General features: G+C 58.5%; 26 protein-coding genes. 20 read left to right on the top strand and 6 right to left on the bottom strand.

All coding sequences use genetic code 11. The annotated features are described in order from the left end of the window. Window positions 1–209: 209 nt before the first annotated feature. Entirely contained in the window at window positions 210–500 is a 291-nt protein-coding gene (locus FJD38_RS17095) for a hypothetical protein (RefSeq protein ID WP_146386473.1), read from the bottom strand. A gap of 83 nt (window positions 501–583) precedes the next feature. On the opposite strand from FJD38_RS17095, the gene FJD38_RS17090 reads away from it, so the two are divergent. Continuing rightward, window positions 584–1,270 carry a spermidine synthase gene (locus FJD38_RS17090; RefSeq protein WP_146386471.1) on the top strand — a complete coding sequence of 229 codons (687 nt, stop codon included), beginning with the start codon at window positions 584–586 and terminating at the stop codon, window positions 1,268–1,270. Between the two features lie 54 nt (window positions 1,271–1,324). Further along, the gene (locus FJD38_RS17085) at window positions 1,325–1,699 is read left to right on the top strand and encodes a YajD family HNH nuclease (protein WP_122784074.1); all 375 of its coding nucleotides are present in this window, start codon (window positions 1,325–1,327) and stop codon (window positions 1,697–1,699) included. A gap of 28 nt (window positions 1,700–1,727) precedes the next feature. On the opposite strand, the gene tusA is transcribed toward FJD38_RS17085, so the two are convergent. Both tusA and rlmM read right to left on the bottom strand, forming a co-directional pair. Beyond that, window positions 1,728–1,976 carry a sulfurtransferase TusA gene (gene tusA / locus FJD38_RS17080; RefSeq protein ID WP_122784073.1) on the bottom strand — a complete coding sequence of 83 codons (249 nt, stop codon included), beginning with the start codon at window positions 1,974–1,976 and terminating at the stop codon, window positions 1,728–1,730. Window positions 1,977–1,990: 14 nt separating this feature from the next. After that, window positions 1,991–3,067 (bottom strand): 23S rRNA (cytidine(2498)-2'-O)-methyltransferase RlmM, encoded by a 1,077-nt coding sequence (rlmM, locus tag FJD38_RS17075; protein WP_122784072.1) that lies wholly within the window; start codon window positions 3,065–3,067, stop codon window positions 1,991–1,993. A gap of 193 nt (window positions 3,068–3,260) precedes the next feature. Between rlmM and acnA the strand changes: the two genes are divergently transcribed. The 3 genes from acnA to FJD38_RS17060 all read left to right on the top strand — a co-directional run bounded on the left by acnA (window position 3,261) and on the right by FJD38_RS17060 (window position 8,671). Continuing rightward, complete coding sequence (gene acnA / locus FJD38_RS17070) at window positions 3,261–6,002, top strand: aconitate hydratase AcnA (protein WP_146386469.1); 2,742 nt, start codon at window positions 3,261–3,263, stop codon at window positions 6,000–6,002. Between the two features lie 109 nt (window positions 6,003–6,111). Continuing rightward, window positions 6,112–6,900 (top strand): CPBP family intramembrane glutamic endopeptidase, encoded by a 789-nt coding sequence (locus tag FJD38_RS17065; RefSeq protein WP_146386467.1) that lies wholly within the window; start codon window positions 6,112–6,114, stop codon window positions 6,898–6,900. A 205-nt stretch (window positions 6,901–7,105) separates the two neighbouring features. Then, window positions 7,106–8,671 carry a methyl-accepting chemotaxis protein gene (locus FJD38_RS17060; protein WP_146386465.1) on the top strand — a complete coding sequence of 522 codons (1,566 nt, stop codon included), beginning with the start codon at window positions 7,106–7,108 and terminating at the stop codon, window positions 8,669–8,671. On the opposite strand, the gene FJD38_RS17055 is transcribed toward FJD38_RS17060, so the two are convergent. The 3 genes from FJD38_RS17055 to FJD38_RS17045 form a co-directional block, all read right to left on the bottom strand. After that, complete coding sequence (locus FJD38_RS17055; protein WP_244302750.1) at window positions 8,661–11,306, bottom strand: T6SS phospholipase effector Tle1-like catalytic domain-containing protein; 2,646 nt, start codon at window positions 11,304–11,306, stop codon at window positions 8,661–8,663. The two genes, FJD38_RS17060 and FJD38_RS17055, sit on opposite strands and share 11 nt — an antisense overlap. Then, window positions 11,291–11,815 (bottom strand): Tli1a family immunity protein, encoded by a 525-nt coding sequence (tli1a, locus tag FJD38_RS17050; RefSeq protein WP_146386463.1) that lies wholly within the window; start codon window positions 11,813–11,815, stop codon window positions 11,291–11,293. The genes FJD38_RS17055 and tli1a overlap by 16 nt, the downstream gene beginning before the upstream one ends. A gap of 473 nt (window positions 11,816–12,288) precedes the next feature. Continuing rightward, window positions 12,289–12,975, bottom strand: coding sequence for an alpha/beta family hydrolase (locus FJD38_RS17045; RefSeq protein ID WP_146386462.1), 687 nt, complete (start codon window positions 12,973–12,975; stop codon window positions 12,289–12,291). 73 nt (window positions 12,976–13,048) lie between these two features. Between FJD38_RS17045 and ccoN (FJD38_RS17040) the strand changes: the two genes are divergently transcribed. From ccoN (FJD38_RS17040) to FJD38_RS16970, 15 genes are all read left to right on the top strand, one after another. Beyond that, a complete protein-coding gene (ccoN, locus tag FJD38_RS17040; protein ID WP_146386460.1) occupies window positions 13,049–14,473 on the top strand; it encodes a cytochrome-c oxidase, cbb3-type subunit I in 1,425 nt (474 codons plus the stop codon). 10 nt (window positions 14,474–14,483) lie between these two features. Next, window positions 14,484–15,092, top strand: a complete 609-nt coding sequence (gene ccoO / locus FJD38_RS17035) for a cytochrome-c oxidase, cbb3-type subunit II (RefSeq protein WP_122782182.1) — start codon at window positions 14,484–14,486, stop codon at window positions 15,090–15,092. 15 nt (window positions 15,093–15,107) lie between these two features. Further along, window positions 15,108–15,299, top strand: coding sequence for a cbb3-type cytochrome oxidase subunit 3 (locus tag FJD38_RS17030; protein ID WP_122782186.1), 192 nt, complete (start codon window positions 15,108–15,110; stop codon window positions 15,297–15,299). Beyond that, a complete protein-coding gene (gene ccoP / locus FJD38_RS17025) occupies window positions 15,296–16,234 on the top strand; it encodes a cytochrome-c oxidase, cbb3-type subunit III (RefSeq protein ID WP_122782181.1) in 939 nt (312 codons plus the stop codon). The genes FJD38_RS17030 and ccoP (FJD38_RS17025) overlap by 4 nt, the downstream gene beginning before the upstream one ends. A gap of 314 nt (window positions 16,235–16,548) precedes the next feature. Continuing rightward, entirely contained in the window at window positions 16,549–17,991 is a 1,443-nt protein-coding gene (ccoN, locus tag FJD38_RS17020) for a cytochrome-c oxidase, cbb3-type subunit I (RefSeq protein ID WP_146386458.1), read from the top strand. Continuing rightward, window positions 17,991–18,599 carry a cytochrome-c oxidase, cbb3-type subunit II gene (ccoO, locus tag FJD38_RS17015; protein WP_146386456.1) on the top strand — a complete coding sequence of 203 codons (609 nt, stop codon included), beginning with the start codon at window positions 17,991–17,993 and terminating at the stop codon, window positions 18,597–18,599. The genes ccoN (FJD38_RS17020) and ccoO (FJD38_RS17015) overlap by 1 nt, the downstream gene beginning before the upstream one ends. 5 nt (window positions 18,600–18,604) lie before the next feature. Further along, the gene (locus FJD38_RS17010) at window positions 18,605–18,796 is read left to right on the top strand and encodes a cbb3-type cytochrome oxidase subunit 3 (protein WP_122782178.1); all 192 of its coding nucleotides are present in this window, start codon (window positions 18,605–18,607) and stop codon (window positions 18,794–18,796) included. Further along, complete coding sequence (ccoP, locus tag FJD38_RS17005; RefSeq protein ID WP_146386454.1) at window positions 18,793–19,770, top strand: cytochrome-c oxidase, cbb3-type subunit III; 978 nt, start codon at window positions 18,793–18,795, stop codon at window positions 19,768–19,770. The genes FJD38_RS17010 and ccoP (FJD38_RS17005) overlap by 4 nt, the downstream gene beginning before the upstream one ends. Window positions 19,771–19,900: 130 nt before the next feature. After that, window positions 19,901–20,152 (top strand): type II toxin-antitoxin system Phd/YefM family antitoxin, encoded by a 252-nt coding sequence (locus tag FJD38_RS17000; protein WP_122782176.1) that lies wholly within the window; start codon window positions 19,901–19,903, stop codon window positions 20,150–20,152. Continuing rightward, a complete protein-coding gene (locus tag FJD38_RS16995) occupies window positions 20,152–20,562 on the top strand; it encodes a type II toxin-antitoxin system VapC family toxin (RefSeq protein WP_122782175.1) in 411 nt (136 codons plus the stop codon). The genes FJD38_RS17000 and FJD38_RS16995 overlap by 1 nt, the downstream gene beginning before the upstream one ends. A gap of 215 nt (window positions 20,563–20,777) precedes the next feature. Beyond that, window positions 20,778–22,193 carry a cytochrome c oxidase accessory protein CcoG gene (gene ccoG, locus FJD38_RS16990; RefSeq protein WP_146386452.1) on the top strand — a complete coding sequence of 472 codons (1,416 nt, stop codon included), beginning with the start codon at window positions 20,778–20,780 and terminating at the stop codon, window positions 22,191–22,193. Between the two features lie 11 nt (window positions 22,194–22,204). Further along, the gene (locus FJD38_RS16985; protein WP_122782173.1) at window positions 22,205–22,741 is read left to right on the top strand and encodes a FixH family protein; all 537 of its coding nucleotides are present in this window, start codon (window positions 22,205–22,207) and stop codon (window positions 22,739–22,741) included. A 50-nt stretch (window positions 22,742–22,791) separates the two neighbouring features. Next, window positions 22,792–25,242, top strand: a complete 2,451-nt coding sequence (locus FJD38_RS16980) for a heavy metal translocating P-type ATPase (RefSeq protein ID WP_146386450.1) — start codon at window positions 22,792–22,794, stop codon at window positions 25,240–25,242. A gap of 20 nt (window positions 25,243–25,262) precedes the next feature. Further along, window positions 25,263–25,493 carry a cbb3-type cytochrome oxidase assembly protein CcoS gene (gene ccoS / locus FJD38_RS16975; protein WP_122782171.1) on the top strand — a complete coding sequence of 77 codons (231 nt, stop codon included), beginning with the start codon at window positions 25,263–25,265 and terminating at the stop codon, window positions 25,491–25,493. After that, window positions 25,486–26,169, top strand: a complete 684-nt coding sequence (locus FJD38_RS16970) for a sulfite exporter TauE/SafE family protein (protein WP_122782170.1) — start codon at window positions 25,486–25,488, stop codon at window positions 26,167–26,169. Before ccoS ends, FJD38_RS16970 begins: the two co-directional genes overlap by 8 nt. Window positions 26,170–26,190 lie beyond the last annotated feature (21 nt).

The following is a 26,190-nucleotide window of genomic DNA, read 5'->3' as shown; positions in this document are numbered from 1 at the left end:
GACCACGCGACGGAACAAGCATTTCGTAGCAGCTGTCGAGTCATGCGAGGCTGCGTTCGACGATGCAATCGTCGCAAGCTTAATGCCTGCGGGGTATCTGAAACCCCGCACCAGCGATGAGCCTGAAGCCTGGGACTGAAAGGTTTCACGACGGCTGCGCCGCCGAACGCAGCCTCGCGGAGCTCGTCAGCGGCTACAGGTAAAGCGTCTTAATCAGTCTTGAGGCTGGCTTTGGGCTCTTTGACGTCAAGGCCCGGCAGCGGCTGGTCTTTGGGCGGCTGCGGCAAGTTGATCGGGGGCAATGGCAGCAGACTACCATTGGCAGGCGGCCTGGATACCGCACGGGGGGTGATTTGCGGATACGGCGTGGGCGTGGCAGTGCCTGGTGAACCCGGCGCGGGTGTTACCGGCACCACAGGCACTGGCGTCAGCTCAGCGGCATGAACCGCACTTATCAGGAGCGCGCTGTACCCAATGACCGTTAGAATAGTGCGTTTCATCAATCACTCCGTTGCCAGACCGGCTCGTCAGGCCCTCAGGCTACTCGTAACTCGATGATTTTGTCCCCTTCTATGAGATACCCATGAAACGTTTTGTTTTGCTCGACACCACCCCTATCCCGGAAAATGGCGGTGCCTTGTGCCTGTTCGAGTACGGCGAAGACTTCGTGATCAAAATTCAGGGCGGTGACGGCGGCCAGCTTATGAACACCCGCATGCACGGCTCCGAAGATGCACTGGCCGAGATTCCTTGCCGTAAAGTCGCCGGCCGTGCGCAATCGCGGGTGCTGATTGGCGGCTTGGGCATGGGTTTCACGCTGGCTTCGGCGCTAAAACATCTGGGTAAAACCGCAGAAGTGGTGGTCGCAGAGCTGGTTCCGGGCGTCGTCGAGTGGAACCGTGGCCCGCTGGGCGAGAAATCGGGCAACCCGTTGCAGGACCCGCGTACGGTGATTCGCATGGAAGACGTGGCCAAGGTGTTGCAGGCTGAACCCAATGGCTTTGATGCAATCATGCTTGATGTCGACAATGGCCCCGAGGGGCTGACCCAAAAGGCCAATAGCTGGTTGTACTCCGCGGGTGGCTTGAGCGCTTGCGCCAAAGCCTTGCGACCTAAAGGCGTGCTGGCCGTATGGTCGGCCAGTGCCGACAAACAGTTTTCTGAAAAACTGCGCAAAGCCGGCTTCAAGGCCGAAGAAGTTCAAGTGTTTGCCCACGGCAACAAGGGCACGCGTCATACCATCTGGATTGCTGAAAAAATCAAAGGCTGATCAACAGCTAAACTTCACACGACCTGACCGTCATTTGTCTTAAAAGGTGAACCCATGAGTTCGGCTAACCCACCGTCCCACACCGCCAAACTGGATCGCATCCTGGCGGATGCCCAGCGTGACCGCGAGATGGGCTATCGCGACAAAGCGCTGAAAATGTACCCCCACGTGTGCGGCCGTTGCGCCCGTGAATTTGCGGGTAAACGCCTGAGTGAGCTGACCGTTCACCACCGCGATCACAACCATGACAACAACCCGCAGGACGGCTCCAACTGGGAGCTGCTGTGCTTGTACTGCCATGACAATGAACACTCGCGCTACACCGACCAGCAGTACTTTTCAGACAGCTCCACCAGCAGCCCTAAAATCGCCAAAGCCACTCATAACCCGTTTGCCGCATTGGCGGGGCTGATGAAAAAAGACGACTGAGCCAACGCCACCCAGTGTGTGGCGCGCTTCAATCAGTCTTTTTGCGAATCCAGTACAGATAGGTGCCCGCCTCCTCTTGTTGCCCGACCAGTTCGTGGTCCAGGAACACACAAAACTTGGGGATGTCGCGGCGGGTTGATGGATCGGTCGCGATCACTTTCAACAGGCCACCGGGCACCAGATCACGGATGTGCTGGTGCAACATCATCACCGGCTCGGGGCAATTCAGGCCGGTGGCATCCAGGGTGCCGTCAACCGGCAAATCGGCAAAACTCATCAGTAACTCCTGAATCAACGAGATTTAGGTTTTTTCACGTCCAGTCGACGCAAATGGCAGGTGACTTCTTCACGGTCGTGGTACAGCTGCTTACAGCCAATTTCAACTTGAATACCGCGTGCCTTGAAGCCATCGGCAATTCGATCCAGCAAACGACGCACTTCGGCGTAGCGCTGTTTCATCGGCAACTTGAGGTTGACCACCGCTTCGCGGCAATGCCCTTCGCCAATCCACTCTTCAAGCATGGCCGCGTTACGGGCCGGCTTTTCGACAATATCGCAGACCATCCAGTCCACAGGTTGCTTGGGCTTGAAGGTAAAGCCGTCCGCCATCAAGTGCTGCACCAGCCCCGTGTCCATCAGGCTTTCGGCCATTGGCCCATTGTCGATGGCAGTGACAATCATGCCGCGATTGACCAATTGCCACGTCCAGCCACCCGGAGCTGCGCCAAGGTCGACGCCGGTCATGTCGCTGTGCAGGCGCTCATCCCATTGATCACGGGGGATAAAGTGGTGCCAGGCTTCTTCCAGTTTCAGGGTTGAACGGCTCGGCGCTTCACGCGGGAACTTCAGGCGCGGGATACCCATGGGCCACATTGCCGAATTGTTCGACTCTGCCAGCCCCAAAAACACTTCACGGCCACTTTTGAAGGTCAGCAACAGACGGGGTTTATCGGCGTCGTCTTCCACCAACTTGCCAGCGTTGATAAGCGCTTTGCGCAGGTGCGCATCAAACTTCTTGCAGAAGTTAGAAAGCTCTTTGCCATCATTGGTGTCGACCATTTCCAGCCACAGACTGCCGCATACCGGGAAGTCGGCCATGTGTTCAAGAATGACGCTAATACGGTCAGTTTCCGGCAGCTCGATAAAACCACCCCGCGCCCATTGACGCGGAAAGATCAGGTCGGCAAAACGCAGGCCACGCATCAAGCGCTGGGCGCCGCCCTCTTCGGTACACACAAACTCGGCACAGGCAGTGCTTGGTTTGGCCTTGGCATAACCGGCCACATTGAGACGGGCGGCATGTTCGGCGATCTCCGAACAAACTTCACCTTCAAAACCCGGCCGGCAGTGCATAAAAACGGTGTTCATTGAATTACTCCTGGGCAACTGGCAGGGATTGGCCAGCTGCGCATCCTTGATTTGGCGCAAGGACTGTCACGAAAAGGCCGGCATGATAGCCGAGTTCGGAACCTTGAACCCGTATAGACAGTCCAGTTATTAGCCAGAGCACCTTTTCAGGTCTAGGTTAGAAGCTCTACCCGTGTACTACAGGAGTCATTTCATGTCCTCCCTTGATAGCCTGAACACCCTTTGCACCTTAAAAGTCGACGACAAGACTTATCACTATTTCAGCCTGCCCCATGCCGCCAAGACTCTGGGGGATTTGAGCAAGCTGCCGATGTCACTCAAAGTATTGCTGGAAAACCTGCTGCGCTGGGAGGACGGCAAGACCGTTACCGAACCTGACCTCAAGGCGCTGGCCGCCTGGCTCAAAGAGCGGCGCAGCGATCGGGAAATCCAGTACCGCCCGGCACGCGTATTGATGCAGGATTTTACCGGCGTGCCCGCGGTCGTCGACTTGGCGGCCATGCGCGCAGCGATGGCCAAGGCTGGCGGCGACCCGCAACGCATCAACCCGCTGTCTCCGGTCGATCTGGTGATCGATCATTCGGTCATGGTCGACACCTTCGCCAGCGCCAACGCCTTTGAGCAAAACGTTGACATTGAAATGCAACGTAACGGCGAACGGTACGCGTTTTTACGCTGGGGTCAGGATGCGTTCGATAATTTCAGCGTCGTACCCCCCGGCACCGGTATTTGCCATCAGGTGAATCTGGAGTACCTGGGCCGCACCGTCTGGACCAAAGAAGAAGACGGTCGCACCTACGCGTTCCCCGACACCCTGGTCGGCACCGACTCCCACACCACCATGATCAATGGCCTCGGTGTGCTGGGCTGGGGCGTCGGCGGGATTGAAGCCGAGGCAGCGATGCTCGGCCAACCGGTGTCGATGTTGATCCCGGAAGTCATCGGCTTCAAGCTCAGCGGTAAACTCAAGGAAGGCATTACGGCCACCGACCTGGTGCTTACCGTCACCCAAATGCTGCGCAGCAAGGGCGTTGTGGGCAAGTTTGTCGAGTTTTATGGTGACGGGCTGGCTGAGCTGCCGCTGGCCGACCGCGCGACACTGGCCAATATGGCCCCCGAATACGGCGCCACCTGTGGTTTCTTCCCGGTGGATGACATCACGCTGGATTACCTGCGGCTGTCCGGGCGCCCGCACGCCACTGTCAAACTGGTCGAAGCGTATTGCAAGGCTCAGGGTCTGTGGCGCGAACCGGGTCAGGAACCCGTCTTTACGGACACACTGGCGCTCGACATGGGCACCGTGGAAGCCAGCCTCGCAGGCCCCAAACGCCCGCAAGACCGCGTGGCATTGCCCGACGTCGCGAAAGCGTTTGATGACTTCGTGGGCCTGCAATTCAAACCCGTCAGTAAAGAAGAAGGCCGGCTTGAAAGCGAGGGCGGTGGTGGCGTCGCCGTGGGCAATGCCGACCTGATCGGCGAAGCGGAGTACAGCTACAACGGTCAGACTTACCGCCTGAAAAACGGCGCCGTGGTCATCGCTGCCATCACCTCATGCACCAACACCTCCAACCCCAGCGTGATGATGGCTGCCGGGTTGGTGGCGAAAAAAGCAGTCGAAAAAGGCCTAAAAAGTCAGCCTTGGGTGAAAACCTCGCTGGCGCCGGGCTCCAAAGTGGTGACCGACTACTACAAAGCAGCGGGCCTCACTCAATACCTTGACCAACTGGGCTTTGCCTTGGTCGGCTACGGCTGCACCACCTGCATCGGTAACTCCGGGCCATTGCCAGAACCGATTGAAAAAGCCATCACCCAGTCCGACCTGACTGTGGCCTCAGTGCTGTCGGGCAACCGCAACTTTGAAGGCCGTGTTCACCCCTTGGTGAAAACCAACTGGCTGGCCTCGCCGCCCTTGGTAGTCGCCTACGCCCTCGCGGGGACCGTGCGCATTGATATCAGCCGGGAACCGTTGGGTGTGGGTTCAGACGGTAAGCCGGTGTACCTGCGGGACATCTGGCCCAGCCAAAAAGAAATCGCCGACGCCGTCTCACAAGTGACCACCGACATGTTCCACAAGGAATACGCCGAGGTGTTCGCCGGTGACGAACAGTGGCAGGCCATTGAAGTGCCAAAAGCCGCGACCTATGTGTGGCAAGCGGATTCCACCTATATCCAGCACCCACCGTTCTTTGATGACATCAGCGGGCCATTGCCGGTGATCAGCGACGTTAAAGGTGCCCGGGTGTTGGCGTTGCTGGGGGATTCGGTGACCACCGACCACATCTCCCCTGCGGGCAATATCAAGGCGGACAGCCCGGCGGGTCGCTATCTGCGCGAAAAAGGCGTGGAACCCCGGGACTTCAACTCCTATGGCTCGCGGCGTGGTAATCACGAAGTGATGATGCGCGGCACCTTTGCCAATATCCGTATTCGTAACGAAATGCTCGGCGGTGAAGAAGGCGGCAACACGATTTACATCCCCACTGGCGAAAAAATGTCGATTTACGATGCGGCCATGCGCTATCAGGCGGCGGGCACGCCTCTGGTGGTGATTGCCGGACAGGAATACGGCACGGGTTCCAGCCGCGACTGGGCCGCTAAAGGCACCAACCTGTTGGGAGTAAAAGCCGTCATTGCCGAAAGTTTTGAGCGTATTCACCGCTCCAATCTAGTGGGCATGGGCGTGCTTCCCTTGCAGTTCAAGCTCGATCAGAACCGCAAAAGCCTGAACCTTACCGGCAAGGAAACACTGGATATTCTCGGTTTGACCAACACCTCGTTGCAGCCTCGCATGAACCTGACGCTGGTTATCACCCGGGAGAACGGTCAACAGGAAAAAGTCGAGGTACTCTGTCGGATCGACACCCTCAATGAGATTGAATACTTCAAAGCAGGCGGGATTTTGCATTACGTGTTGCGCCAGTTGATTGCCTCTTAAGAGGCGTCTTCCTACACATTCTGCCAGTCATTTCTTTGTCGATAGATCGTTATACTGGCCAGCCCCGAACCTGTTTCGGGGCTTTTTTATGCCGCCAACAAGGAATGACATGCCCGTTTTGCCCTGGCCCTATCTGGCCCTTCTAACCCTCGGCTACTGCCTGGCCCTGAGCTATGGTCAACTGGGCGTTCAAGCCATTGCCCCACTGCTGGCGCTGGTCCTGACCGGTATGGCGGCCTACCCGTCGCGCCCTCAATGGTTGCGCTACACCGCTCACGCCGTGTTTATTTTGCTGGCCGTTGCCTTAGCCCTGCACGGGTTGCCCGGTTTCAATAATGGTCGCGCCATCGCTCCGGAACGCATCACCGCCGATGCCGTGCCTTTTTCGATGTACCTCAATCTCGACAAGCCTTTGATAGGTTTTTGGCTGCTGCTGGTATGCCCCTGGATCGCCCCGCGCTTTGCCTGGCGGGTGACGTTGAGAGCCACGCTGATGGCGCTGGCGCTTGTGGCCCTTGCCGCACTGGGCGGGGCAATGATGCTGGGCATGATTGCCTGGGCGCCAAAATGGCCAACATCCGGCTGGATATGGATGCTCAATAACCTGTTGCTGGTCACCGTAGTCGAAGAAGCACTGTTTCGAGGCTATATACAGGGCGGCCTGAGCCGCTGGTTCAAGGGCTTGCCTTATGGTCGGGCGTTGGCACTGGTGATAGCCTCGGTGCTGTTCGGTCTTGCCCATATGGCTGCAGGCTGGCAGTGGGTGTTACTGGCGGGTATTGCCGGGCTGGGTTATGGCCTGGCCTATCGATTCGGCGGGCTAGGTGCAGCGATTGCCACGCACTTTGGCCTGAACCTGCTGCACTTCGTGTTTTTCACCTACCCCATGCTGGCTTAGGTCTCCTGCGGTTCTTGCCGCCGACGAGGAACGAAGGCTGCGATCGGTTGGATGCGCCATTGCGATGAAGCGCCGCACACCATCCCGCTCGGTTTTTTTGGGTGTAAATCCGTTGCTCATTAAAGATGGGTAGACGCCAGGATTTAAATTAAACAAATCCTCAGGTCCGCCGACACCCTGTCAAAGCCTTGCGGATTGACATGACATGCGTAACAACCAGCCCATCACCCAGCGCGAACGGACGTTCCCCGCGCAACAACGGTTGATTTCCACGACTGATGCCAGAGGCGTTATCAATTACTGTAACGACGCCTTCATGGAGATCAGCGGGTTTTCTCGTGACGAGCTGATCGGGGCGCCGCACAACCTGGTGCGCCATCCCGATGTGCCTTCTGCGGTGTTCGAACACATGTGGAGCACCCTGAAAAAGGGGCAGCCGTGGATGGGTATCGTCAAGAACCGCTGCCGCAATGGCGACCATTACTGGGTCAATGCGTACGTGACGCCGGTGTTTGAGAACGAGCGCGTGGTGGGCTATGAGTCGGTGCGCATCAAGCCGACGGCCGAACAAATTCTGCGCGCAGAAGGCCTTTACTCCAGGTTGAACCGCGGCAAACCGGCCGTACCGCGCCGTGACCAGTGGTTGCCGGTATTGCAGGACTGGCTGCCGTTTATTCTGGTTAGCCAGTTGAGCTTCATGATTGGTGTTCTGCTTAATTCCAGCTGGGGGTTTGCCTTGGCCGCCCTCCTCTCGATTCCACTGGGGTTGCTGGGCCTAAGCTGGCAACAACGCGGCATCAAGCGTTTGCTGCGACTGGCCGAGCAAACGACCTCCGACCCGCTGATTGCCCAGATGTACACCGACAGTCGTGGCCCGCAAGCGCGCCTGGAAATGTCCATCCTGAGCCAGGAAGCTCGTCTCAAAACCTGCCTCACCCGCCTGCAAGACACCGCCGAGCACTTGAGTGAGCAAGCCCGGCTATCGGATTCTCTGGCGCACAAAAGCTCACTGGGGCTGGAGCGCCAGCGTGTTGAAACAGAGCAAGTGGCCACGGCGGTCAACCAAATGGCCGCGACCACTCAGGAAGTTGCCAGCCATGTACAGCGCACGGCTGACGCGACCCAAGAGGCCAATCGTCTGACCAGCCGGGGCCGTGACATTGCTGGTGAAACCCGCGAAGCCATTGAACGCCTGTCTGTCGTTGTCGGTGAAACCGGAGCCACGGTGACGCAACTGGCCAAGGACAGTGACGAAATAGGCGGCGTAGTTGATGTGATCAAAGGCATTGCTGACCAGACCAACCTGCTGGCCTTGAACGCGGCCATTGAGGCGGCCCGGGCTGGCGAAATGGGTCGCGGTTTTGCCGTGGTCGCCGATGAAGTCCGCCAACTGGCGCAACGCACCAGCACCTCGACCGGACAGATTCACAGCCTGATTGCCAAGCTGCAACAAACCGCCTCAACCGCCGTGCAAACCATGGACGCCGGCCATCGTCAGGCACAGGAAGGCGTGGCGCGGGTGATGGAAGCGGATCAAGCGCTGGTGGGCATCAGTGAAGCGGTGGCGAACATCACCGACATGACGACCCAGATTGCCGCGGCCACCGAGGAACAAAGTGCCGTGGCTGAAGAAATCAGCCGCAACATCAGTACCATCGCCGACCTGGCTGACCAAACCTCTGAGCAAGCTCAGCATTCAGCGAAACTGAGCGAAGAACTGACCCAAACCGTGAACACTCAGTATTCGCTGGTGGAGCGGTTTAACCGCTAAGGCGAGCGGCGGCTGTCGCCGCTTTGGCCTGCTCGATCCACAGGCGTTTTCGCTCCTCAAGCTCCTCGGCTTCCAGCAAGCGGCGTTTATCTTCCGGTGTAAGACTGGCCTGGTACGCCGCCTCTTCTTCGGCTTTTCGCACGGCCGCCGCAGCAAGCGCGGCGGCTAACACTTCTTGCAGGGCTGGGGTGGTCGCGGTGGTTTCGTCGAGGGCTGGCGGTAAAGGCAGTGAATCCAGCAGTTTCAGCTTGCTGCCCGTCTCCTGAGTAAAGGCGCGAACGCCCTGGGTGTCTTCCAGCATCGGCAAGGCTATGCCGGTCAGGGTGTCGATGGCGCTGAATTCAGGCGCCCCGACTTTGCCGCGAAACACCGGAAGGCCCAATGAAGGCATCAACAGCCCGACCAGATAACGCGGGTCACGCCGCTTGATGCTCAAGCCCACACTGGCAATAGCGACGGCAACCCCCACCACCTGCCCGGCCCGGGCCAGCAACGACAGCGCCTTGTTGCTCTCGTCGTCGAAGAAAATCGTGCGGTAGCGAAAGTAGTCGCTGAACGGTTCACGCTCGCCCAGCGATGAATGCATAAACCATGCGCGGGAATCGTGCACATAGTCATCGAACAGCGTCAGCACTTGCCTGGCCTCATCATTGAGCGGTTGATGGTCCTCGGTGAACAGCCGGAAGTAGGACCAATAGCCCGCCCTGCGCAGGTCATTGTACTGCTGGGCTTCGTCCTCTTCGTTGGTCAGATACACCAGCCCGCCGGCGGCCATATTGACGAACCGGCCCCAACTGAACATCTCGGAGTTTTCCGGCAATTGCCATTCGGTCAGGTAATCAATGCGGAATTCGTTCATGGCGGCCCTCAGCTGGGTATGGTCCAGCGAGGGCTCAAAAACTTTGGCGGTGTTGATGGCCGTGGGGGTGGACGCACCGATGCGCTGTTCGAAGGCCAGCTTGGTCTTCTCATGCTCCACACGCTCTTCGCGCTCGCTGTCCGACCATTCGGGTAACGGCTGGCCGGAGCGAGCGGCCTGATCTTCTGCCAGCTGCATCCCGTGCAACGCCTCGAATGCCTCGCGCTCTTTAGCGGTCATGTCGGGGCTTTCCCCAGGGTACTTACCGGAGACATGAGAGAAAGCGGCTGAATCCTCGAACCAGTAACTGGCGTAACGGTGGATGCGCCAACCGGTGATCAGCCCGGCCTGATGTTCCATGGCGGTTTCCAGCGGGCCAGGAATCAGGGTGGCGCGCCAGGTGTTGAAATATTGGATGAGGGTTTCGGAAACGTCGTAGGACTCCAGGGTTTCATCCTCCATGATCAACCAAGGGCTGCGCTCCCGTTGGTCAGCGTGAAGCGCCTCTCTGGGGGCCTGCAACGGCGCACCTACTTTGTAGGCTTCACTGAACATATGGTGCAAGGCGATTTGCGACAAAACGTCCTGACTGCCCTCCCGTGATTTGCCCTGATCCCCCGGCGGATAGCCGCCGCCTACATCCGAGTGCATGCCTGGGTACAGGTATTCAATGGTGCCATTGCGGTAGGTCGAGGGGCACAGCGGATCGTCAGGTCGCGCTTTGCGCCGTATCGAATCCAGTGGGAAACAGGCGCGCTGCTCATGGGCCGAAACCAGATGCACGCAGCGCTCCAGAAACACTTCCGAATCCGACAGCCGCAGCGAGTCGTCAGCCCAGCCCATATGCCCGCTGGCAAACGGCGCCAGATACGCCACCCCCACTGACGCCACCGTATCGAACAGCCCCATAAAGGCAATGCTGATGGGCAACCCGGCAAACAGGTAGCAGGTTTCACCCTCGACCTCGACCTTGGTCAACGCCTCCAGCCAATTGGCAAACGCCCGCGCTTCGGCAGCACCACGAGAAAAGCCGTACACGTACAGGCGCATGGCTTTGATCAGCGGGGCGGTTTTCAGGCGGTTCTGCAATTCGACCTTTTGTTGCAACTCGCGAATCGGCGCTTCAAGAACTGCCTTGCGGCGAGCATAACCGTCGCTGACAAGTGAAGCCCCCAAGGCATCCATGCCCACAGACGTGCCCATTTTCTGGATAAGTGCGTAGGCAGCTTTGGGGAGAAGAGGTCCTTCATTACAAGCGACCTTCAATACATCCAGCAGCCGGGTCAGCCCCCAGTTAATACGATTTTCGCCTCCGGTGGCCATGCTCAGCCCCGAATCACTCGGCCCGAACTCATGGATTTCCTTGAACTCAGTCCCGACCCCGGGGATGTAATAGCGAAAGAAAGCCTCATCGCTGACAGGGGTTGGGGGCTGACCTTCCATATCACCCAGGCTGGCGTGAAATAAACGCGCCACATTGCTGGTCGTGGGTGGCTTACTCAATTTATCTGACGGCTCATGGTTATTGGTGCCGTCAAAGCACAGCGTAATGTTCAGCACATCCATACACGGCGGACCAACATAAAACCGGCGTGCAGCCCGCGCAGCCCGCTCGGTTTCAATCGCGATCTGACGTTCCACTTTGCGCTGCGCGATGCCGTTATCGGCCACCTGCTGAGGATGCGAAGGTAACAACCCCTTTAAGGGGAATTCCGGGGTCATCGCCAGAGGTTCCGCTGGCGGGCGTTTATGGAGCGTGTTTAAGGAGTCGGACATGTGCTGGGCACTTCCATTCGGCGGGGAAAGTTATAGGGGTGATCCCTGAGACCTTCATAGGTCGGGCTGGCAGAAACCTTGACCTGATCGCATGGCAAGAAATGCACGGTGACCAGCCCCAGTTGTTTGTAAGGCGCTACTTCAACAACGGCTCGATGGCGAGTGTTTTTCTTCCTCATTTCCTTCATTCGTACACGCCAAGCATCAGTAAATAAGGGCTCTGACAAAGAGGCGTAATCGTAAGGCGACGGATCCTTCTCCCACTCCACCACCACCGTCAGCCCTTCGCGCCATTGCACTGGCAACATCGCACAGCACATCTGGCTACGCGGGCCACCGCCGAAGGGGCCGATATTCGGTCCGCCACCGCCGTTTACGCTGAAATGATTGATGGCGGCTGAAGTGTGGTTAACCCCAGAAATCGAAGCCCCCAACATCGTCGGCTGCGACTCGACACAGCCTTGCAACAACAGGCTGGCCGCCAGCATCCAGTGGCCTGCGGCTGTCATGACGAATGCCCGTAAGCAGCTTTGATCGGGCGCCTAAAAAAGAGGAGTGACGGCAAGAAAGCAGGCAGAGAGTGGGCATCCATTTCCCTCAATGTAATGGCTGTGAGGGAATGCGGTACTCGAATCCCCCGTCATGGCTGACAGGGAGGAATTAGATGAGAATACAAAACTCTTGTATGTCGGACTGTTCCGTCTGAGACGACAGAAGCATGCTGTTTTGTTGAAACTCGTCTCTGACAAAAGTCGCTAAGGCGCGAGCGCTATTCCAGTGTACGCGGGGAGAACGTCAGTCCCCGTAGCAGCTGACGAGTCGTGCGAGGCTGCGTTCGACGATGCAATCGTCGCAAACGTGATCAACACCGTGGACCTGAAACACCCAGGCTGAATGGCTTTACGACGGTTTCACCGCCGAATGCAGCCTTCGGCAGCGGCGACACGACTCCTGACGCCGCCGATAGTGCGAAAACAGCACGCTACACAAACCGCGCAATGTGATCGGCCGCCGCATCCCGATGCTGTACATGGGTAAAGCCCGAAGCTTTTAGCGGCTTCAAATCATGATCGCCCGCCACCAACCAAAACAGTTCAATGCTCGGCGCCAGCGTGTAGGCCTCAACCGCTTGGCGGTTGCCCAATGCATCGCGTTCGCCCTGAATAATAAGCGTCGGTGTGTGCAGTTCAGCCAAATGCGCCACACGCGGTTTTTCCGGTTTGCCCGATGCGTAAAACGGATAGCCCAAACACACCAGTGCATCCACCCCCAGTTCGTCCGCCACCAGACTGGCCATTCGCCCACCCATGGATTTACCGCCAATGGCCACGCGCCCAGCGACATGCCGTCGCACCTCGGCGTACACCTCACGCCAGCACTCGAGCAACTTGGCCTGTTGGTTTGGCGGCCTTTTGCCACCCTCGAGTCGACGCTGCGCCATGTAAGGAAACTCAAAGCGCAGCACGTTGAGCCCGCGCGCGGCAAGGCGTTCAGCCATGCCGGTCATCCAGTCGCTGTCCATCGGTGCACCCGCGCCGTGAGCCATTATCAGCGTGGTCGGTTCGCCCGTTTTGTGCACGTCAGCCGCTGCATTCCATAACCAGCCCCGATCCTGCACGCACTGCACCCATTGATCCCCGTCAATACCGCCGCCCCTTGCTACGCCCATGCTTGCCTCGCTTTTAGTCTGCCAATAACTCCAGGCGTGCACATGTACTCGCCTGAACCGTGGATGGGGAACCATGAACACTTCAATCAGTACCGCCTACAACTATAAGGTGGTCCGCCAATTTGCCATTATGACGGTGGTTTGGGGCATCGTCGGTATGGGGCTCGGGGTTTTTATCGCCGCGCAGTTGGTCTGGCCCGAACTCAATTTCAATTTGCCCTGGACCAGCTTCGGCCGTCTGCGCCCGCTGCACACCAACGCAGTGATTTTCGCCTTTGGCGGTTGTGCATTGTTCGCGTCCTCCTTCTACACGGTGCAACGCACGTGTCAGGCCACGCTGTTTGCGCCCAGGATTGCGGCCTTTACCTTTTGGGGCTGGCAGTTGGTCATTTTGCTCGCCGCCATCAGCCTGCCCCTGGGCTTCACCAGCTCCAAGGAATATGCCGAGCTGGAATGGCCGATCGACATTTTGATCACCATCGTCTGGGTCGCTTACGCCATCGTGTTTTTCGGCACGATCATGAAGCGCAAGACCAAACACATCTACGTGGGCAATTGGTTCTTCGGCGCGTTTATCGTGACGGTGGCGATTTTGCACATCGTCAATAACCTCGAAATCCCGGTCAGCCTCACCAAGTCCTACTCGCTCTACGGTGGGGCAACGGACGCGATGGTGCAGTGGTGGTATGGCCATAACGCGGTAGGGTTTTTTCTGACAGCGGGCTTTTTGGGGATGATGTACTACTTCGTGCCCAAACAGGCCGAGCGCCCGATCTACTCGTATCGCCTGTCCATCGTGCACTTCTGGGCGCTGATTACCCTGTATATCTGGGCCGGCCCGCACCACTTGCACTACACCGCGCTGCCGGACTGGGCGCAGTCACTGGGCATGGTGATGTCGCTGATTCTGCTGGCCCCCAGCTGGGGCGGCATGATCAACGGCATGATGACGCTCTCGGGCGCCTGGCATAAGTTGCGCAGCGACCCGATCCTGCGCTTTCTGGTGGTGTCGTTGGCCTTCTACGGCATGTCGACTTTCGAGGGCCCGATGATGGCCATCAAGACCGTCAACGCCCTCTCCCACTACACCGACTGGACCATCGGCCACGTTCACGCCGGTGCTCTGGGGTGGGTGGCGATGATTTCGATTGGTGCGCTCTACCACATGATCCCGAAAATCTTCGGGCGCCCGCAGATGTACAGCATTGGCCTGATCAACGCGCACTTCTGGGTGGCCACCATCGGCACCGTGCTTTACATCGCCTCGATGTGGGTCAACGGCATCGCTCAAGGCCTGATGTGGCGCGCAGTGAACGAGGACGGCACGCTGACCTACTCCTTCGTCGAAACCCTGGTGGCCAGCCACCCGGGCTATGTCGTGCGCCTGATCGGGGGCGCGATCTTCTTCAGCGGCATGCTGCTGATGGCTTACAACACGTGGCGCACGGTGCGTAACGCCGAGCCCGCTGAAGTCGTTGCCGCCGCGCAGATGGCCTGAGGAGTTCGCCATGAAACATGAAGTGATTGAAAAAAATATCGGCCTGATGCTGTTGCTGATGATTCTGTGCGTGAGCATCGGCGGCCTGACGCAGATCGTCCCGCTGTTCTTTGAAGACGTGACCAACACCCCGGTTGAAGGCATGAAGCCCTACACCGCATTGCAACTGGAAGGTCGCGACATCTACATCCGTGAAGGCTGCGTGCAGTGTCACTCGCAGATGATTCGCCCGTTCCGCGCTGAAACCGAGCGCTATGGCCACTATTCGGTGGCCGGTGAAAGCGTGTGGGATCACCCCTTCCTGTGGGGTTCAAAACGCACCGGCCCGGATTTGGCACGGGTGGGTGCGCGCTACTCGGATGACTGGCACCGCGCACATTTGTACAACCCGCGCAACGTGGTGCCGGAGTCCAAAATGCCCGCCTACCCCTGGCTGGTCGAATCCCCGGTCGACAGCTCCCACACCGAAACCAAGCTCAAGGTGATGCGCACCCTCGGCGTGCCTTACACCGATGAAGACATCGCCAACGCCAAACAGTCCGTTCAGGGCAAAACCGAGATGGACGCACTCGTGGCCTATCTGCAAGTGCTCGGCACTGCCATCAAGAGCAAGAGGTGAAGGATGGTTCTGGAGATGAGTAGTGGAATGATTCGCGGCCTGGGCACGTTGCTGGTGGCCGTGGCGTTTATCGGCCTGGCACTCTGGGTGTTCAGCCCGCGCCGCAAATCCGAGTTTGAAGACGCCACATTGCTGCCCTTCAAGGACGACCCGCAAGCCCTGAAACACGTCGAGCAAGAGCAAGCGTCGAGGAGTGACAAAGCATGACGACTTTCTGGAGTATCTATATCTGCGTGCTGACCATCGGCACGCTGATAGGCCTGACGTGGCTGCTGGTGGGGACACGCAAAGGCGAAAATAAAGGCGACACCGTCGAGACCATGGGCCATAGCTTTGATGGTATTGAGGAATACGACAATCCCCTGCCCCAGTGGTGGTTTATGTTGTTCGTCGGCACGCTGGTCTTCGGCGTCGGCTATTTGATCCTCTATCCCGGCCTTGGCAACTGGAAAGGCCTGCTGCCGGGTTACGAGAATGGCTGGACAGGGGTTCACGAGTGGCAAAAGGAAATGGACAAGGCGGATGCCCGCTTCGGTCCGATTTTCGCCAAATATGCCGCCATGCCCGTGGAAGAGGTGGCACAAGACCCACAAGCGCTGAAAATGGGCGGTCGCCTGTTTGCCTCAAATTGCTCGGTGTGCCACGGCTCAGATGCCAAGGGTGCCTATGGCTTCCCTAACCTGACTGACAGCACCTGGCGTTGGGGCGGCGACGCCGACACCATCAAGGCTTCCATACTGGGCGGGCGCATTGCCGTGATGCCCGCCTGGGGGCCGGTATTGGGTGAAGACGGGGTCAAAAACGTCGCCGCTTACGTGCGTCACGATCTGGCCGGTTTGCCATTGCCCCAAGGCACCTCGGTCGATCTGAATGCAGGCAAGCAAGCCTTCGAGACCACCTGCGTGGCATGCCACGGCGCCAACGGCAAAGGTATGCAGGCGATGGGCGCCCCGGATTTGACAGTGCCCGAAGCCTATATCTACGGCACCAGCCTGGGGCAATTGCAGCAGACCATCCGCCACGGCCGTCAAGGCCATATGCCGGCGCAAAACGAACTGCTGGGCAACGACAAGGTGCAGTTACTGGCCGCGTATGTGTTCAGCTTGTCACACGGTAATAAAGAGGAAAAAAACGCCGAATAATGCCTGACTCGCTATAGAAGCATCCGTGGGGTGCTTCTGTAGAGTTGTATACAACTCTGTGAACAATCTCTGGACATTTGTCCCCGCCTCTTTTACTTTCCTCCCCAGTATCGCCCCGCCAATAGCCTTCGCCATTGCCCTGAATGCGACGTGTCTTAGAGGTCGTCTTGACCTTACTCACCGCATGAAAAGGCCGCAGGACCTGCGTTGGCGCTCAGTCGACGATGCTACGTTGCGTTGCAATACCCCTATGCTTTACCCATACTTGCGCCGCTTTTTTACCCCTAAAAAATATAAAACCGTGGAACCTTAGAATGAGCACAGCAATCAGTCCGACTGCTTATAACTATAAGGTAGTCCGCCAGTTCGCCATCATGACGGTGGTCTGGGGAATCCTTGGCATGGGGCTCGGGGTCTTTATCGCGTCACAGCTCGTGTGGCCTGAATTGAACTTTGGCCTGGAGTGGACGACTTTCGGCCGCCTACGTCCGCTGCACACCAACCTTGTGATTTTTGCCTTTGGTGGCTGTGCTCTTTTTGGTACGTCTTATTACGTCGTACAGCGCACCTGCCAGACCCGCCTGATCTCTGATTCGCTGGCCTCGTTCACCTTTTGGGGGTGGCAGGCGGTCATTGTCGGCGCGATCATCACCTTGCCCCTGGGTTACACCACCACTAAAGAATACGCAGAGCTGGAATGGCCTTTGGCGATTTTGCTGGCCATCGTTTGGGTGGCTTACGGCATGGTGTTCTTTGGCACCATCACCAAGCGCAAAACCAAACATATCTACGTCGGCAACTGGTTCTACGGGGCCTTTATTGTGGTCACGGCGATGTTGCACATCGTTAACCACGCGTCGTTGCCAGTCAGTTTTTTCAAGTCCTACTCCGCATACGCCGGTGCGACCGACGCCATGATTCAGTGGTGGTATGGCCACAACGCAGTAGGGTTTTTCCTGACAACAGGCTTTCTGGGCATGATGTATTACTTCGTGCCCAAACAAGCTGAACGTCCGATCTACTCATATCGCTTGTCCATCGTGCACTTCTGGGCGCTGATCACCCTGTATATCTGGGCCGGCCCGCACCACCTGCACTACACCGCGCTGCCGGACTGGGCTCAATCGCTGGGCATGGCCATGTCGATCATCCTGCTGGCACCCAGCTGGGGCGGCATGATCAACGGCATGATGACCCTGTCGGGGGCCTGGCATAAGTTGCGCACCGACCCGATCCTGCGCTTTCTGGTGGTGTCACTGGCCTTCTACGGCATGTCGACCTTCGAAGGCCCGATGATGGCCATCAAGACCGTCAACGCCCTCTCCCACTACACCGACTGGACCATTGGCCACGTACACGCGGGGGCATTGGGCTGGGTCGCAATGATTACGATCGGCTCCATGTACCACATGATCCCGAAAATCTACGGCCAGAAGCAGATGTACAGCGTCGGCCTGATCAACGTGCACTTCTGGCTGGCGACCATTGGTACCGTGCTGTATATCGCCTCGATGTGGGTCAACGGCATCACTCAGGGGTTAATGTGGCGTGCGATCAACGAAGACGGCACGTTGACCTACTCATTCGTCGAAGCCCTGCAAGCCAGCCATCCGGGCTTTATCGTTCGCGCACTGGGTGGGGCCATTTTCGCCAGCGGCATGCTGTTCATGGCGTATAACGTCTGGCGCACCGTCCGGGCATCGAACCCGGTAGAAGCAGAAGCAGCGAGCCAGATCGCTGTCGTGGGAGCCCACTGATGAAGCACGAAGCAGTCGAGAAAAATATCGGCCTCATGGCGTTGTTGATGGTCATTGCCGTCAGCATCGGGGGCCTGACCCAGATTGTTCCGCTGTTTTTCCAGGACGTCACCAATAACCCGGTCGAAGGCATGAAGCCGCGTACCGCGCTGGAACTGGAAGGCCGCGATGTCTACATCGCCAACGGTTGTGTGGGCTGTCACTCGCAAATGATACGGCCGTTCCGAGCCGAAACAGAACGCTATGGCCACTATTCCGTGGCCGGTGAAAGTGTCTGGGATCACCCCTTCCTGTGGGGCTCCAAGCGCACCGGCCCAGACCTGGCCCGTGTCGGTGGGCGTTACTCCGATGACTGGCAGCGAGCCCACTTATACAACCCGCGCAACGTGGTGCCGGAATCGATCATGCCGGCTTACCCGTTTCTGGTGGAACGCACCCTGGACGGCAAAGACACGGCCAAAAAAATGGAAGTCTTGCGCACCCTGGGCGTGCCTTACACCGACGAAGAGATCGCCGGAGCCAAGGATGCCGTCAAAGGGAAAACCGAAATGGATGCGCTGGTGGCCTACCTTCAGGGCCTGGGCACTCTGATCAAAAGCAAACGGTGATCTGAATGGATATCGGGATGATTCGTGGCCTGGGCACTGTGGTCGTGATGGTGGCTTTTATCGGTTTGGCCTTGTGGGTATTCAGCCCCAAGCGCAAATCGGAATTCGATGACGCCACCCTGTTGCCGTTCAAGGACGACCCTGAAGCCATCAAGCACATCGAACAAGAACAAGCGTCCAGGAGTAACAAAGAATGACTAGCTTTTGGAGCTGGTACATCACCGTCCTCACGCTGGGCACCATTTTCGCGTTGACCTGGTTGTTGCTGGACACCCGCAAGGGACAACGCAGCGAGCAGACCGATGAGAAAGTCGGGCATGCCTACGACGGTATCGAAGAGTTCGACAACCCGCTGCCCAATTGGTGGTTCTGGCTGTTTGTGGGCACCATCGTATTCGCCTTGGGGTATCTGGTGCTCTACCCCGGCTTGGGTAACTGGAAAGGCATCCTGCCCGGCTATGAAGCGCTGGACACCAAAAATGACACGGCGTTTGCCAATGGCCAGACCGGCTGGACGGGCGTGCATGAGTGGGAAAAGGAAATGGCCAAAGCGGATGCTAAATACGGGCCGATCTTCGCCAAATTCGCCGCCATGCCCATAGAAGAGGTCGCCAAAGACCCGCAAGCCCTGAAAATGGGCGGTCGGCTGTTTGCCTCCAACTGCTCGGTGTGTCACGGCTCCGATGCAAAAGGTGCCTATGGCTTCCCCAACCTGACCGACGCTGACTGGCGCTGGGGCGCTACCCCCGACAAAATCAAGGAAAGCATCATGGCCGGGCGCCATGCAGTAATGCCTGGCTGGTCAGAGGTCATTGGTGAACAGGGTGTCAGCGATGTTGCCGCGTATGTATTGACCCAGCTCGATGACCGCAAACTGCCTGAAGGGGTGAAGGCTGACCCGGCCAAGGGGCAAGCTCTGTTCGCCACCAACTGCGCGGTTTGCCACGGCCCCGAAGGTAAAGGCAACCCACTGATGGGCGCGCCAGACCTGACGCATCCGGGCGCTTTTATCTACGGATCAAGCTTCGCTCAATTGCAGCAGACCATTCGTTATGGCCGTCAGGGTCAGATGCCTGCTCAAGCGCAGTTACAAGGCAATGACAGGGTTCACCTGCTGGCGGCCTACGTCTACAGCCTGTCTCATGGCGAAAACGCCAAAGCCGAAGAGTAGAAAGTCAGTTATCGCACTGAAAACGGCTCCCCGTTGCGGAGCCGTTTTGTTACAGGCTGCTTTTTCAGTTGCAACACAAACGTTAAGAGTAGTAACGTTTCTACATTATCAGCTTAGGGAGGTTTTCCTCATGGCTATCACCACCATTTCAAGTCGCGAATTCAATCAAGACACAAGCGGTGCCAAAAAAGCCGCCCAGCAAGGGCCTGTTTACATCACCGATCGTGGCCGCCCTGCTCATGTACTGCTATGCATGGAGGAGTACCAACGACTGACCGGCCTGAATACCAGCATCGTCGACCTGCTTGTCATGCCTGATTCGGCGCCGGTTGAATTTGAACCCGAACGCGCAGCCATCACGCCGCGCTCCCTGGATTTTTAATGTTCTTACTCGACACCAATGTGATCTCGGAGCTTCGTAAACCCCAGGCTGACCCGGCAGTGGTTGCCTGGGCGCATGGCGTTGAGGCGTACAAACTGTATATATCCGCCATCACCTTGCTTGAAATCGAAACAGGCATATTGCGCCTGGAACGGCGCGACACAGCGCAGGCAGCCATCTTGCGTACCTGGCTTGAAGGTCATGTGATTCCCGCCTTCGCAGGCCGTGTGCTGTCGATTGACAGTCATGTTGCGCGCCGTTGCGCCCGCCTGCATGTCCCGGACCGCGGCAACGAGTGCGATGCCCTGATCGGCGCCACAGCACTGGTTCATGGCATGACCCTGGTCACTCGCAACGCCAAGGATTTCTGCTTCGAGGGCGTTCGCGTGATCAACCCCTGGGAGCTTTGAATCAAGCCTTTCGACCCTCGGTCAGTGCACGAAGTCAATTGATCCACGTCATCACTTTGAGCAATCGCTACACCAAACTTGCACCCCCGTGAACGCGACCAAAGGTCGCACCCCTGCACTGGATTCACGCAGGTATCATTACGCCACTGCACCACCTTCTGACCGCGGTTGGCATGTACTGACCGAGGCATTTTCCACTGCCGTGGGACGACCCAATGAGCAACCAGATTCCTGCCAACGATGTCACTGCATCTGCTGAAAAAACACCGCAGACCGTCGACCTTTACGCGCCCCGAGAGAAGATTTATACCCGAGCCTTCACCGGTTTCTTCCGCAATCTGCGCATGGTCGGTGGCGCATTTCTGTTCTTGCTGTATTTCGGCACGGTCTGGCTGAACTGGGGCGGTCACCAGGCGGTGTGGTGGAACCTTCCCGAGCGTAAATTCTTTATTTTTGGCGCAACGTTCTGGCCACAGGATTTCATCCTGCTATCGGGCCTGCTGATCGTCGCCGCCTTTGGCCTGTTTTTTATTACGGTGTACGCCGGGCGTGTGTGGTGCGGCTATACCTGCCCGCAAAGCGTGTGGACATGGGTCTTCATGTGGTGCGAAAAGGTCACAGAAGGCGACCGCAACCAGCGTATCAAGCTCGACAAGGCGCCCATGAGCGCCAACAAGTTCCTTCGCAAACTCGGCAAACACAGCCTGTGGCTACTGATCGGCTTTGTCACCGGCATGACCTTTGTCGGCTACTTCTCGCCCATTCGCGAACTGGTCATCGAATTCTTCACCGGCCAGGCCGATGGCTGGGCGTATTTCTGGGTCGGCTTTTTCACTCTGGCCACTTACGGCAATGCCGGCTGGCTGCGCGAACAGGTGTGCATTTACATGTGCCCCTATGCGCGTTTCCAGAGCGTCATGTTCGACAAGGACACGCTGATCGTCTCGTATGACCCACGGCGTGGCGAGCAGCGCGGCCCGCGCAAAAAAGACAGCGACTACAAGGCCCAGGGTCTGGGCGACTGTGTCGACTGCACTTTGTGCGTGCAAGTCTGCCCTACCGGTATCGACATTCGCGACGGCCTGCAAATTGAATGCATAGGCTGCGCGGCCTGCATCGACGCCTGTGACAGCATCATGGACAAGATGAACTACCCACGCGGGCTCATCAGCTACACCACTGAACACAATCTTTCGGGGCAGAAAACCCACACACTTCGCCCACGCCTGATCGGCTATGCCGTGGTGTTACTGGCCATGATGGGCCTGCTGGCTGCAGCATTTTTCACCCGCTCGCTGGTCGGGTTTGATGTCAGTAAAGACCGGGTGCTCTACCGCGAAAACGCACAAGGCCGGGTCGAAAACGTCTATAGCCTGAAAATCATGAACAAAGACCAGCACGACCATACGTACGTGCTGGAGGCCACAGGCCTGCCTGATCTGAAACTGCAAGGCAAACGCGAAATCCAGGTCGCAGCCGGCGACATTGTCAGCCTGCCGGTCGAGCTGTCGGTTGCACCCGAGCAGCTGCCGTCCAGCACCAACGAGGTGTTTTTCATCCTCAAGGATGCCGACAACCCCGACATCTACGTCAAAGCCAATAGCCGCTTCATCGGCCCACTCATCAGATAAGAGAAACTGTCATGCCCGCAGCAAACGGCTCCAGCCCTTGGTACAAGCACATTTGGCCGTGGATCATCATTGCCATTCTTGCCTGCTCGGTGACCTTGACCCTGTCGATGGTGACGATCGCCGTCAATAACCCGGACCACTTGGTCAACGACAACTACTACGAAGCCGGTAAAGGCATCAACCGCTCATTGGATCGCGAGATGCTCGGCCAGACGCTGCAACTGCAAGCCAAGCTGCGTCTGGACGAAATGACCGGAGAAGTGGTGTTGCTGCTCGAAGGCAACAGCCACCCAGCCATGCTGGAGCTGAACCTGATTTCACCGACACAACCGGAAAAAGACCGCCGCATCAGCCTCAAACAAAGCCCTTCGGAGCCGGGGCGCTACACCGGCCAACTGGATGACAAGGTTGAAGGGCGCCGCTTCGTTGAATTGCTGGGTGTCGAGAATGGCAAGACCTGGCGCCTGTTCGAAGAAGAAGAGGTCGATCACGACAAAGACCTGATGCTGGGTGATGAGCCGATTCAAGGCGCCGAAGTTCATCACTAACAACACCCCATCGCGAGCCTGCTTGCGCCCCCCTTTCGCGAAAGAGCGCCATGACCACTCCTGTTACCTGCTACCACTGCGCCCTGCCTGTTCCATCCGGCAGCCAGTTTACGGCTGTCGTATTGGGCCACATTCGCGAATTTTGCTGCCCGGGCTGCCAGGCTGTGGCCGAAGCCATCGTGGCTGGCGGACTCGAAAGCTATTACCAGCACCGTAGTGAAGCCTCTGCCAACCCTCAAGCGCTCCCCCTGCAACTGAGCGAAGAACTGGCGCTGTACGATCGCCCCGAGGTGCAACAGCCCTTTGTGCGACACACCGATGAACAGGCCGAAACAACCTTGCTGATGGAGGGCATCAGTTGTGCCGCCTGCGGCTGGCTCATCGAAAAAGACCTGCTGCGTCTGCCCGCTGTCAGCGAGGCGCGGCTTAACCTGACCAATCACCGCCTGCATGTGCGCTGGAATGACCGCCAGTTACCACTGAGTGAAATACTCCGCGAGCTGCGCCATATCGGTTATGCCGCGCACCCCTATCAGGCGGATCGAGCTACCGAGCAACTGGCCAGCGAGAACCGGCGGGCCTTGCGCCAGCTGGGGGTGGCCGGGCTACTGTGGTTTCAGGCAATGATGGCAACCATGGCCACCTGGCCCGAATTCAACACCGACCTCAGCCCCCAGATGCACACCATCCTGCGCTGGGTGGCGCTGTTTCTCACCACACCTATCGTGTTCTACAGCTGCGCGCCCTTTTTCAAAGGCGCGATGCGCGACCTGCGCACCCGGCACCTGACCATGGACGTCTCGGTTTCACTGGCCATTGGCAGCGCCTATATCGCGGGTATCTGGACCGCGATCACCGGGGTCGGCGAGCTGTATTTCGATGCAGTCGGCATGTTCGCCTTGTTTTTGCTGGCCGGGCGCTATCTGGAACGCCGCGCCCGCGAGCGCACCTCGGCGGCCACCGCACAACTGGTTAACTTGCTGCCCGCTTCTTGCTTACGCGTGAGCGAAGACGGCCAGAGCGAACGCATCCTGCTGAGCGAACTGAACGTCGGCGACACCGTATTGGTTCACCCCGGAGCGACGCTGCCGGCCGACGGCAAGATTCTCGAAGGCGTGACCCGCATTGACGAATCCGTACTGACCGGCGAATACCTGCCGCAACCCCGTGGCGCAGGCGATGCCGTGACCGCAGGCACGTTGAATGTCGAAGGGGCCCTGACTGTTGAAGTGTTGGCACTGGGTCAAGACACTCGCCTGTCGGCCATTGTGCGCTTGCTGGATCGCGCCCAGACCGAAAAACCACAGCTCGCTGAAATTGCTGACAAAGCTGCGCAATGGTTCCTGCTGTTTTCGTTGATTGCGGCACTTGTGATTGGCCTCCTGTGGTGGCAGCTCGATCCCACGCGAGCCTTCTGGATTGTACTGGCCATGCTGGTAGCCACCTGCCCTTGCGCCTTGTCCTTGGCGACTCCGACCGCCCTCACTGCTGCCACTGGCACCCTGCATAAACTGGGGTTGCTGCTGACCCGCGGGCACGTGATCGAAGGTTTGAACCAGATTGATACGGTGATTTTCGACAAAACCGGCACCCTCACCGAAGGCCGTCTGGCCTTAAGAGCCATCCACCCCTTGCGTGAGCTGGACAGCGAGCAGTGCCTGAGTCTCGCCGCAGCCCTCGAAAACCGTTCCGAACACCCTATCGCCCGCGCTTTTGGCCGCGCCCCGCAAGCCGCCGAAGACGTGCTTAGCACACCCGGGCTGGGCCTCGAAGGCCGGGTCGGTGAACAGCGCTTGCGTATCGGCCAGCCGGCGTTCGTCTGCGAACTGAGCCACGACGTCGTACCGGCCCTGCCAGATGAGCCCGGTCAATGGCTGCTGCTGGGCGACACCCAGTGGGCCCTGGCCTGGCTGGTGCTCGATGACCGCCTGCGGGCTGATGCACCTGCCCTGGTAGCGGCGTGCAAGGCCCGCGGCTGGCATACGCTACTGCTCTCCGGGGACAGCTCGCCTATGGTCGCCAGTGTGGCCAACACGCTGGGCATTGATGAAGCACTGGGCGGGATGCGCCCCGATGACAAATTACAGGTACTGCAACGCTTGCATGCCCAAGGCCGCAAAGTTCTGATGCTGGGTGACGGGGTGAACGATGTGCCCGTGCTGGCGGCTGCCGACATCAGCGTAGCGATGGGTTCAGCCACTGACCTGGCCAAAACCAGCGCCGATGCAGTGTTGCTGTCCAATCGTCTGGAGGCGTTGGTGCAAGCGTTCAGTCTGGCTCGGCGCACGCGCCGGGTCATCATCGAAAACCTGCTGTGGGCCGGGCTGTACAATGGCCTTATGCTGCCCTTTGCAGCGCTCGGCTGGATCACCCCCGTCTGGGCCGCCATCGGCATGTCGATCAGTTCGTTGACGGTTGTGCTCAATGCCTTGCGCCTGATCCGCCTGCCGGATCAGGCGCCCACCGGACCCACCGCAGAGGCCCGCCCGCAAGCGGCCTGAACCCGTAGCTTGGAGCCTCTATGCCAGCGCTTTACATCATGATTCCGGCGGCCTTGTTGATTGTCGCCATCGCGATCTACATCTTCTTCTGGGCGGTGGACAGCGGCCAGTACGACGACCTGGACAGCCCGGCGCACAGCATCCTGTTTGATGAACAGGACCCCCAGCACACGGCGGCTGTCGAAGAAGCCAGGCGCCAGCATCCTGCGCCCGCTCAGGACAACGACACCTCAGCGCCACCCCATGCTTGATCTCGGTCCCCTACTGGTATCGGCAGTGATACTGGGGCTGCTGGGCGGCGGCCATTGCCTGGGCATGTGTGGTGGCTTGATGGGCGCTTTGACAATGGCCATTCCCAAAGAGCAACGCAGCCGACGCTTCAGGCTGTTGCTGGCGTACAACCTGGGCCGAATTCTCAGCTATGGGTGCGCAGGTTTGCTGCTGGGGCTGGCCGGGTGGGCGGTCGCCAACAGCCCCGCAGCCCTGTTCATGCGCCTGCTGGCCGGGTTACTGCTGATCTGCATGGGCCTGTACCTGGCCGGTTGGTGGAGCGGACTGACCCGCATCGAACGTATGGGCCGCGGCCTGTGGCGACATATTCAACCCGTGGCCAACCGGCTGCTGCCGGTATCGAGCCTGCCCCGCGCCTTGTTGCTGGGTGCACTGTGGGGCTGGCTGCCGTGCGGGTTGGTGTACAGCACCCTGATCTGGTCAGCCAGCCAAGGCAACGCGATGGATAGCGCCTTGCTCATGCTCGCGTTCGGCCTTGGCACATGGCCTGTGTTGCTCGCCACCGGGCTTGCTGCCGAGCGGGTCACGGCGCTGTTGCGCAAGCGCAGCGTACGCATGGCCGGAGGTTTGCTGGTCATTGCCTTCGGTATCTGGACCCTGCCCGGCCCACACCAGCATTGGTTGATGGGCCACTGATACACATCAGCCGTTGATGCA

This window comes from Pseudomonas saxonica, assembly GCF_007858365.1.
Taxonomy (GTDB): Bacteria; Pseudomonadota; Gammaproteobacteria; order Pseudomonadales; family Pseudomonadaceae; genus Aquipseudomonas; species Aquipseudomonas saxonica.
This window is presented reverse-complemented; position numbering and strand designations above follow the sequence as displayed.

Coding starts and splice junctions, on each gene's coding strand:
- tusA (WP_122784073.1), bottom strand. CDS start 1,976: ATGAGTTTTGCCGATTTGCCGGTTGACGGCACCCTGGATGCCACCGGC.
- tli1a (WP_146386463.1), bottom strand. CDS start 11,815: ATGACAGCCGCAGGCCACTGGATGCTGGCGGCCAGCCTGTTGTTGCAA.
- FJD38_RS17000 (WP_122782176.1), top strand. CDS start 19,901: ATGGCTATCACCACCATTTCAAGTCGCGAATTCAATCAAGACACAAGC.
- FJD38_RS17090 (WP_146386471.1), top strand. CDS start 584: ATGAAACGTTTTGTTTTGCTCGACACCACCCCTATCCCGGAAAATGGC.
- FJD38_RS16985 (WP_122782173.1), top strand. CDS start 22,205: ATGCCCGCAGCAAACGGCTCCAGCCCTTGGTACAAGCACATTTGGCCG.
- FJD38_RS17045 (WP_146386462.1), bottom strand. CDS start 12,975: ATGGGCGTAGCAAGGGGCGGCGGTATTGACGGGGATCAATGGGTGCAG.
- FJD38_RS17055 (WP_244302750.1), bottom strand. CDS start 11,306: ATGTCCGACTCCTTAAACACGCTCCATAAACGCCCGCCAGCGGAACCT.
- FJD38_RS16970 (WP_122782170.1), top strand. CDS start 25,486: ATGCTTGATCTCGGTCCCCTACTGGTATCGGCAGTGATACTGGGGCTG.
- FJD38_RS16995 (WP_122782175.1), top strand. CDS start 20,152: ATGTTCTTACTCGACACCAATGTGATCTCGGAGCTTCGTAAACCCCAG.
- FJD38_RS17060 (WP_146386465.1), top strand. CDS start 7,106: ATGCGTAACAACCAGCCCATCACCCAGCGCGAACGGACGTTCCCCGCG.
- FJD38_RS17010 (WP_122782178.1), top strand. CDS start 18,605: ATGGATATCGGGATGATTCGTGGCCTGGGCACTGTGGTCGTGATGGTG.
- ccoP (WP_122782181.1), top strand. CDS start 15,296: ATGACGACTTTCTGGAGTATCTATATCTGCGTGCTGACCATCGGCACG.
- ccoO (WP_146386456.1), top strand. CDS start 17,991: ATGAAGCACGAAGCAGTCGAGAAAAATATCGGCCTCATGGCGTTGTTG.
- ccoN (WP_146386460.1), top strand. CDS start 13,049: ATGAACACTTCAATCAGTACCGCCTACAACTATAAGGTGGTCCGCCAA.
- ccoP (WP_146386454.1), top strand. CDS start 18,793: ATGACTAGCTTTTGGAGCTGGTACATCACCGTCCTCACGCTGGGCACC.
- FJD38_RS17030 (WP_122782186.1), top strand. CDS start 15,108: ATGAGTAGTGGAATGATTCGCGGCCTGGGCACGTTGCTGGTGGCCGTG.
- ccoS (WP_122782171.1), top strand. CDS start 25,263: ATGCCAGCGCTTTACATCATGATTCCGGCGGCCTTGTTGATTGTCGCC.
- FJD38_RS16980 (WP_146386450.1), top strand. CDS start 22,792: ATGACCACTCCTGTTACCTGCTACCACTGCGCCCTGCCTGTTCCATCC.
- FJD38_RS17065 (WP_146386467.1), top strand. CDS start 6,112: ATGCCCGTTTTGCCCTGGCCCTATCTGGCCCTTCTAACCCTCGGCTAC.
- FJD38_RS17095 (WP_146386473.1), bottom strand. CDS start 500: ATGAAACGCACTATTCTAACGGTCATTGGGTACAGCGCGCTCCTGATA.
- ccoN (WP_146386458.1), top strand. CDS start 16,549: ATGAGCACAGCAATCAGTCCGACTGCTTATAACTATAAGGTAGTCCGC.
- rlmM (WP_122784072.1), bottom strand. CDS start 3,067: ATGAACACCGTTTTTATGCACTGCCGGCCGGGTTTTGAAGGTGAAGTT.
- ccoG (WP_146386452.1), top strand. CDS start 20,778: ATGAGCAACCAGATTCCTGCCAACGATGTCACTGCATCTGCTGAAAAA.
- FJD38_RS17085 (WP_122784074.1), top strand. CDS start 1,325: ATGAGTTCGGCTAACCCACCGTCCCACACCGCCAAACTGGATCGCATC.
- ccoO (WP_122782182.1), top strand. CDS start 14,484: ATGAAACATGAAGTGATTGAAAAAAATATCGGCCTGATGCTGTTGCTG.
- acnA (WP_146386469.1), top strand. CDS start 3,261: ATGTCCTCCCTTGATAGCCTGAACACCCTTTGCACCTTAAAAGTCGAC.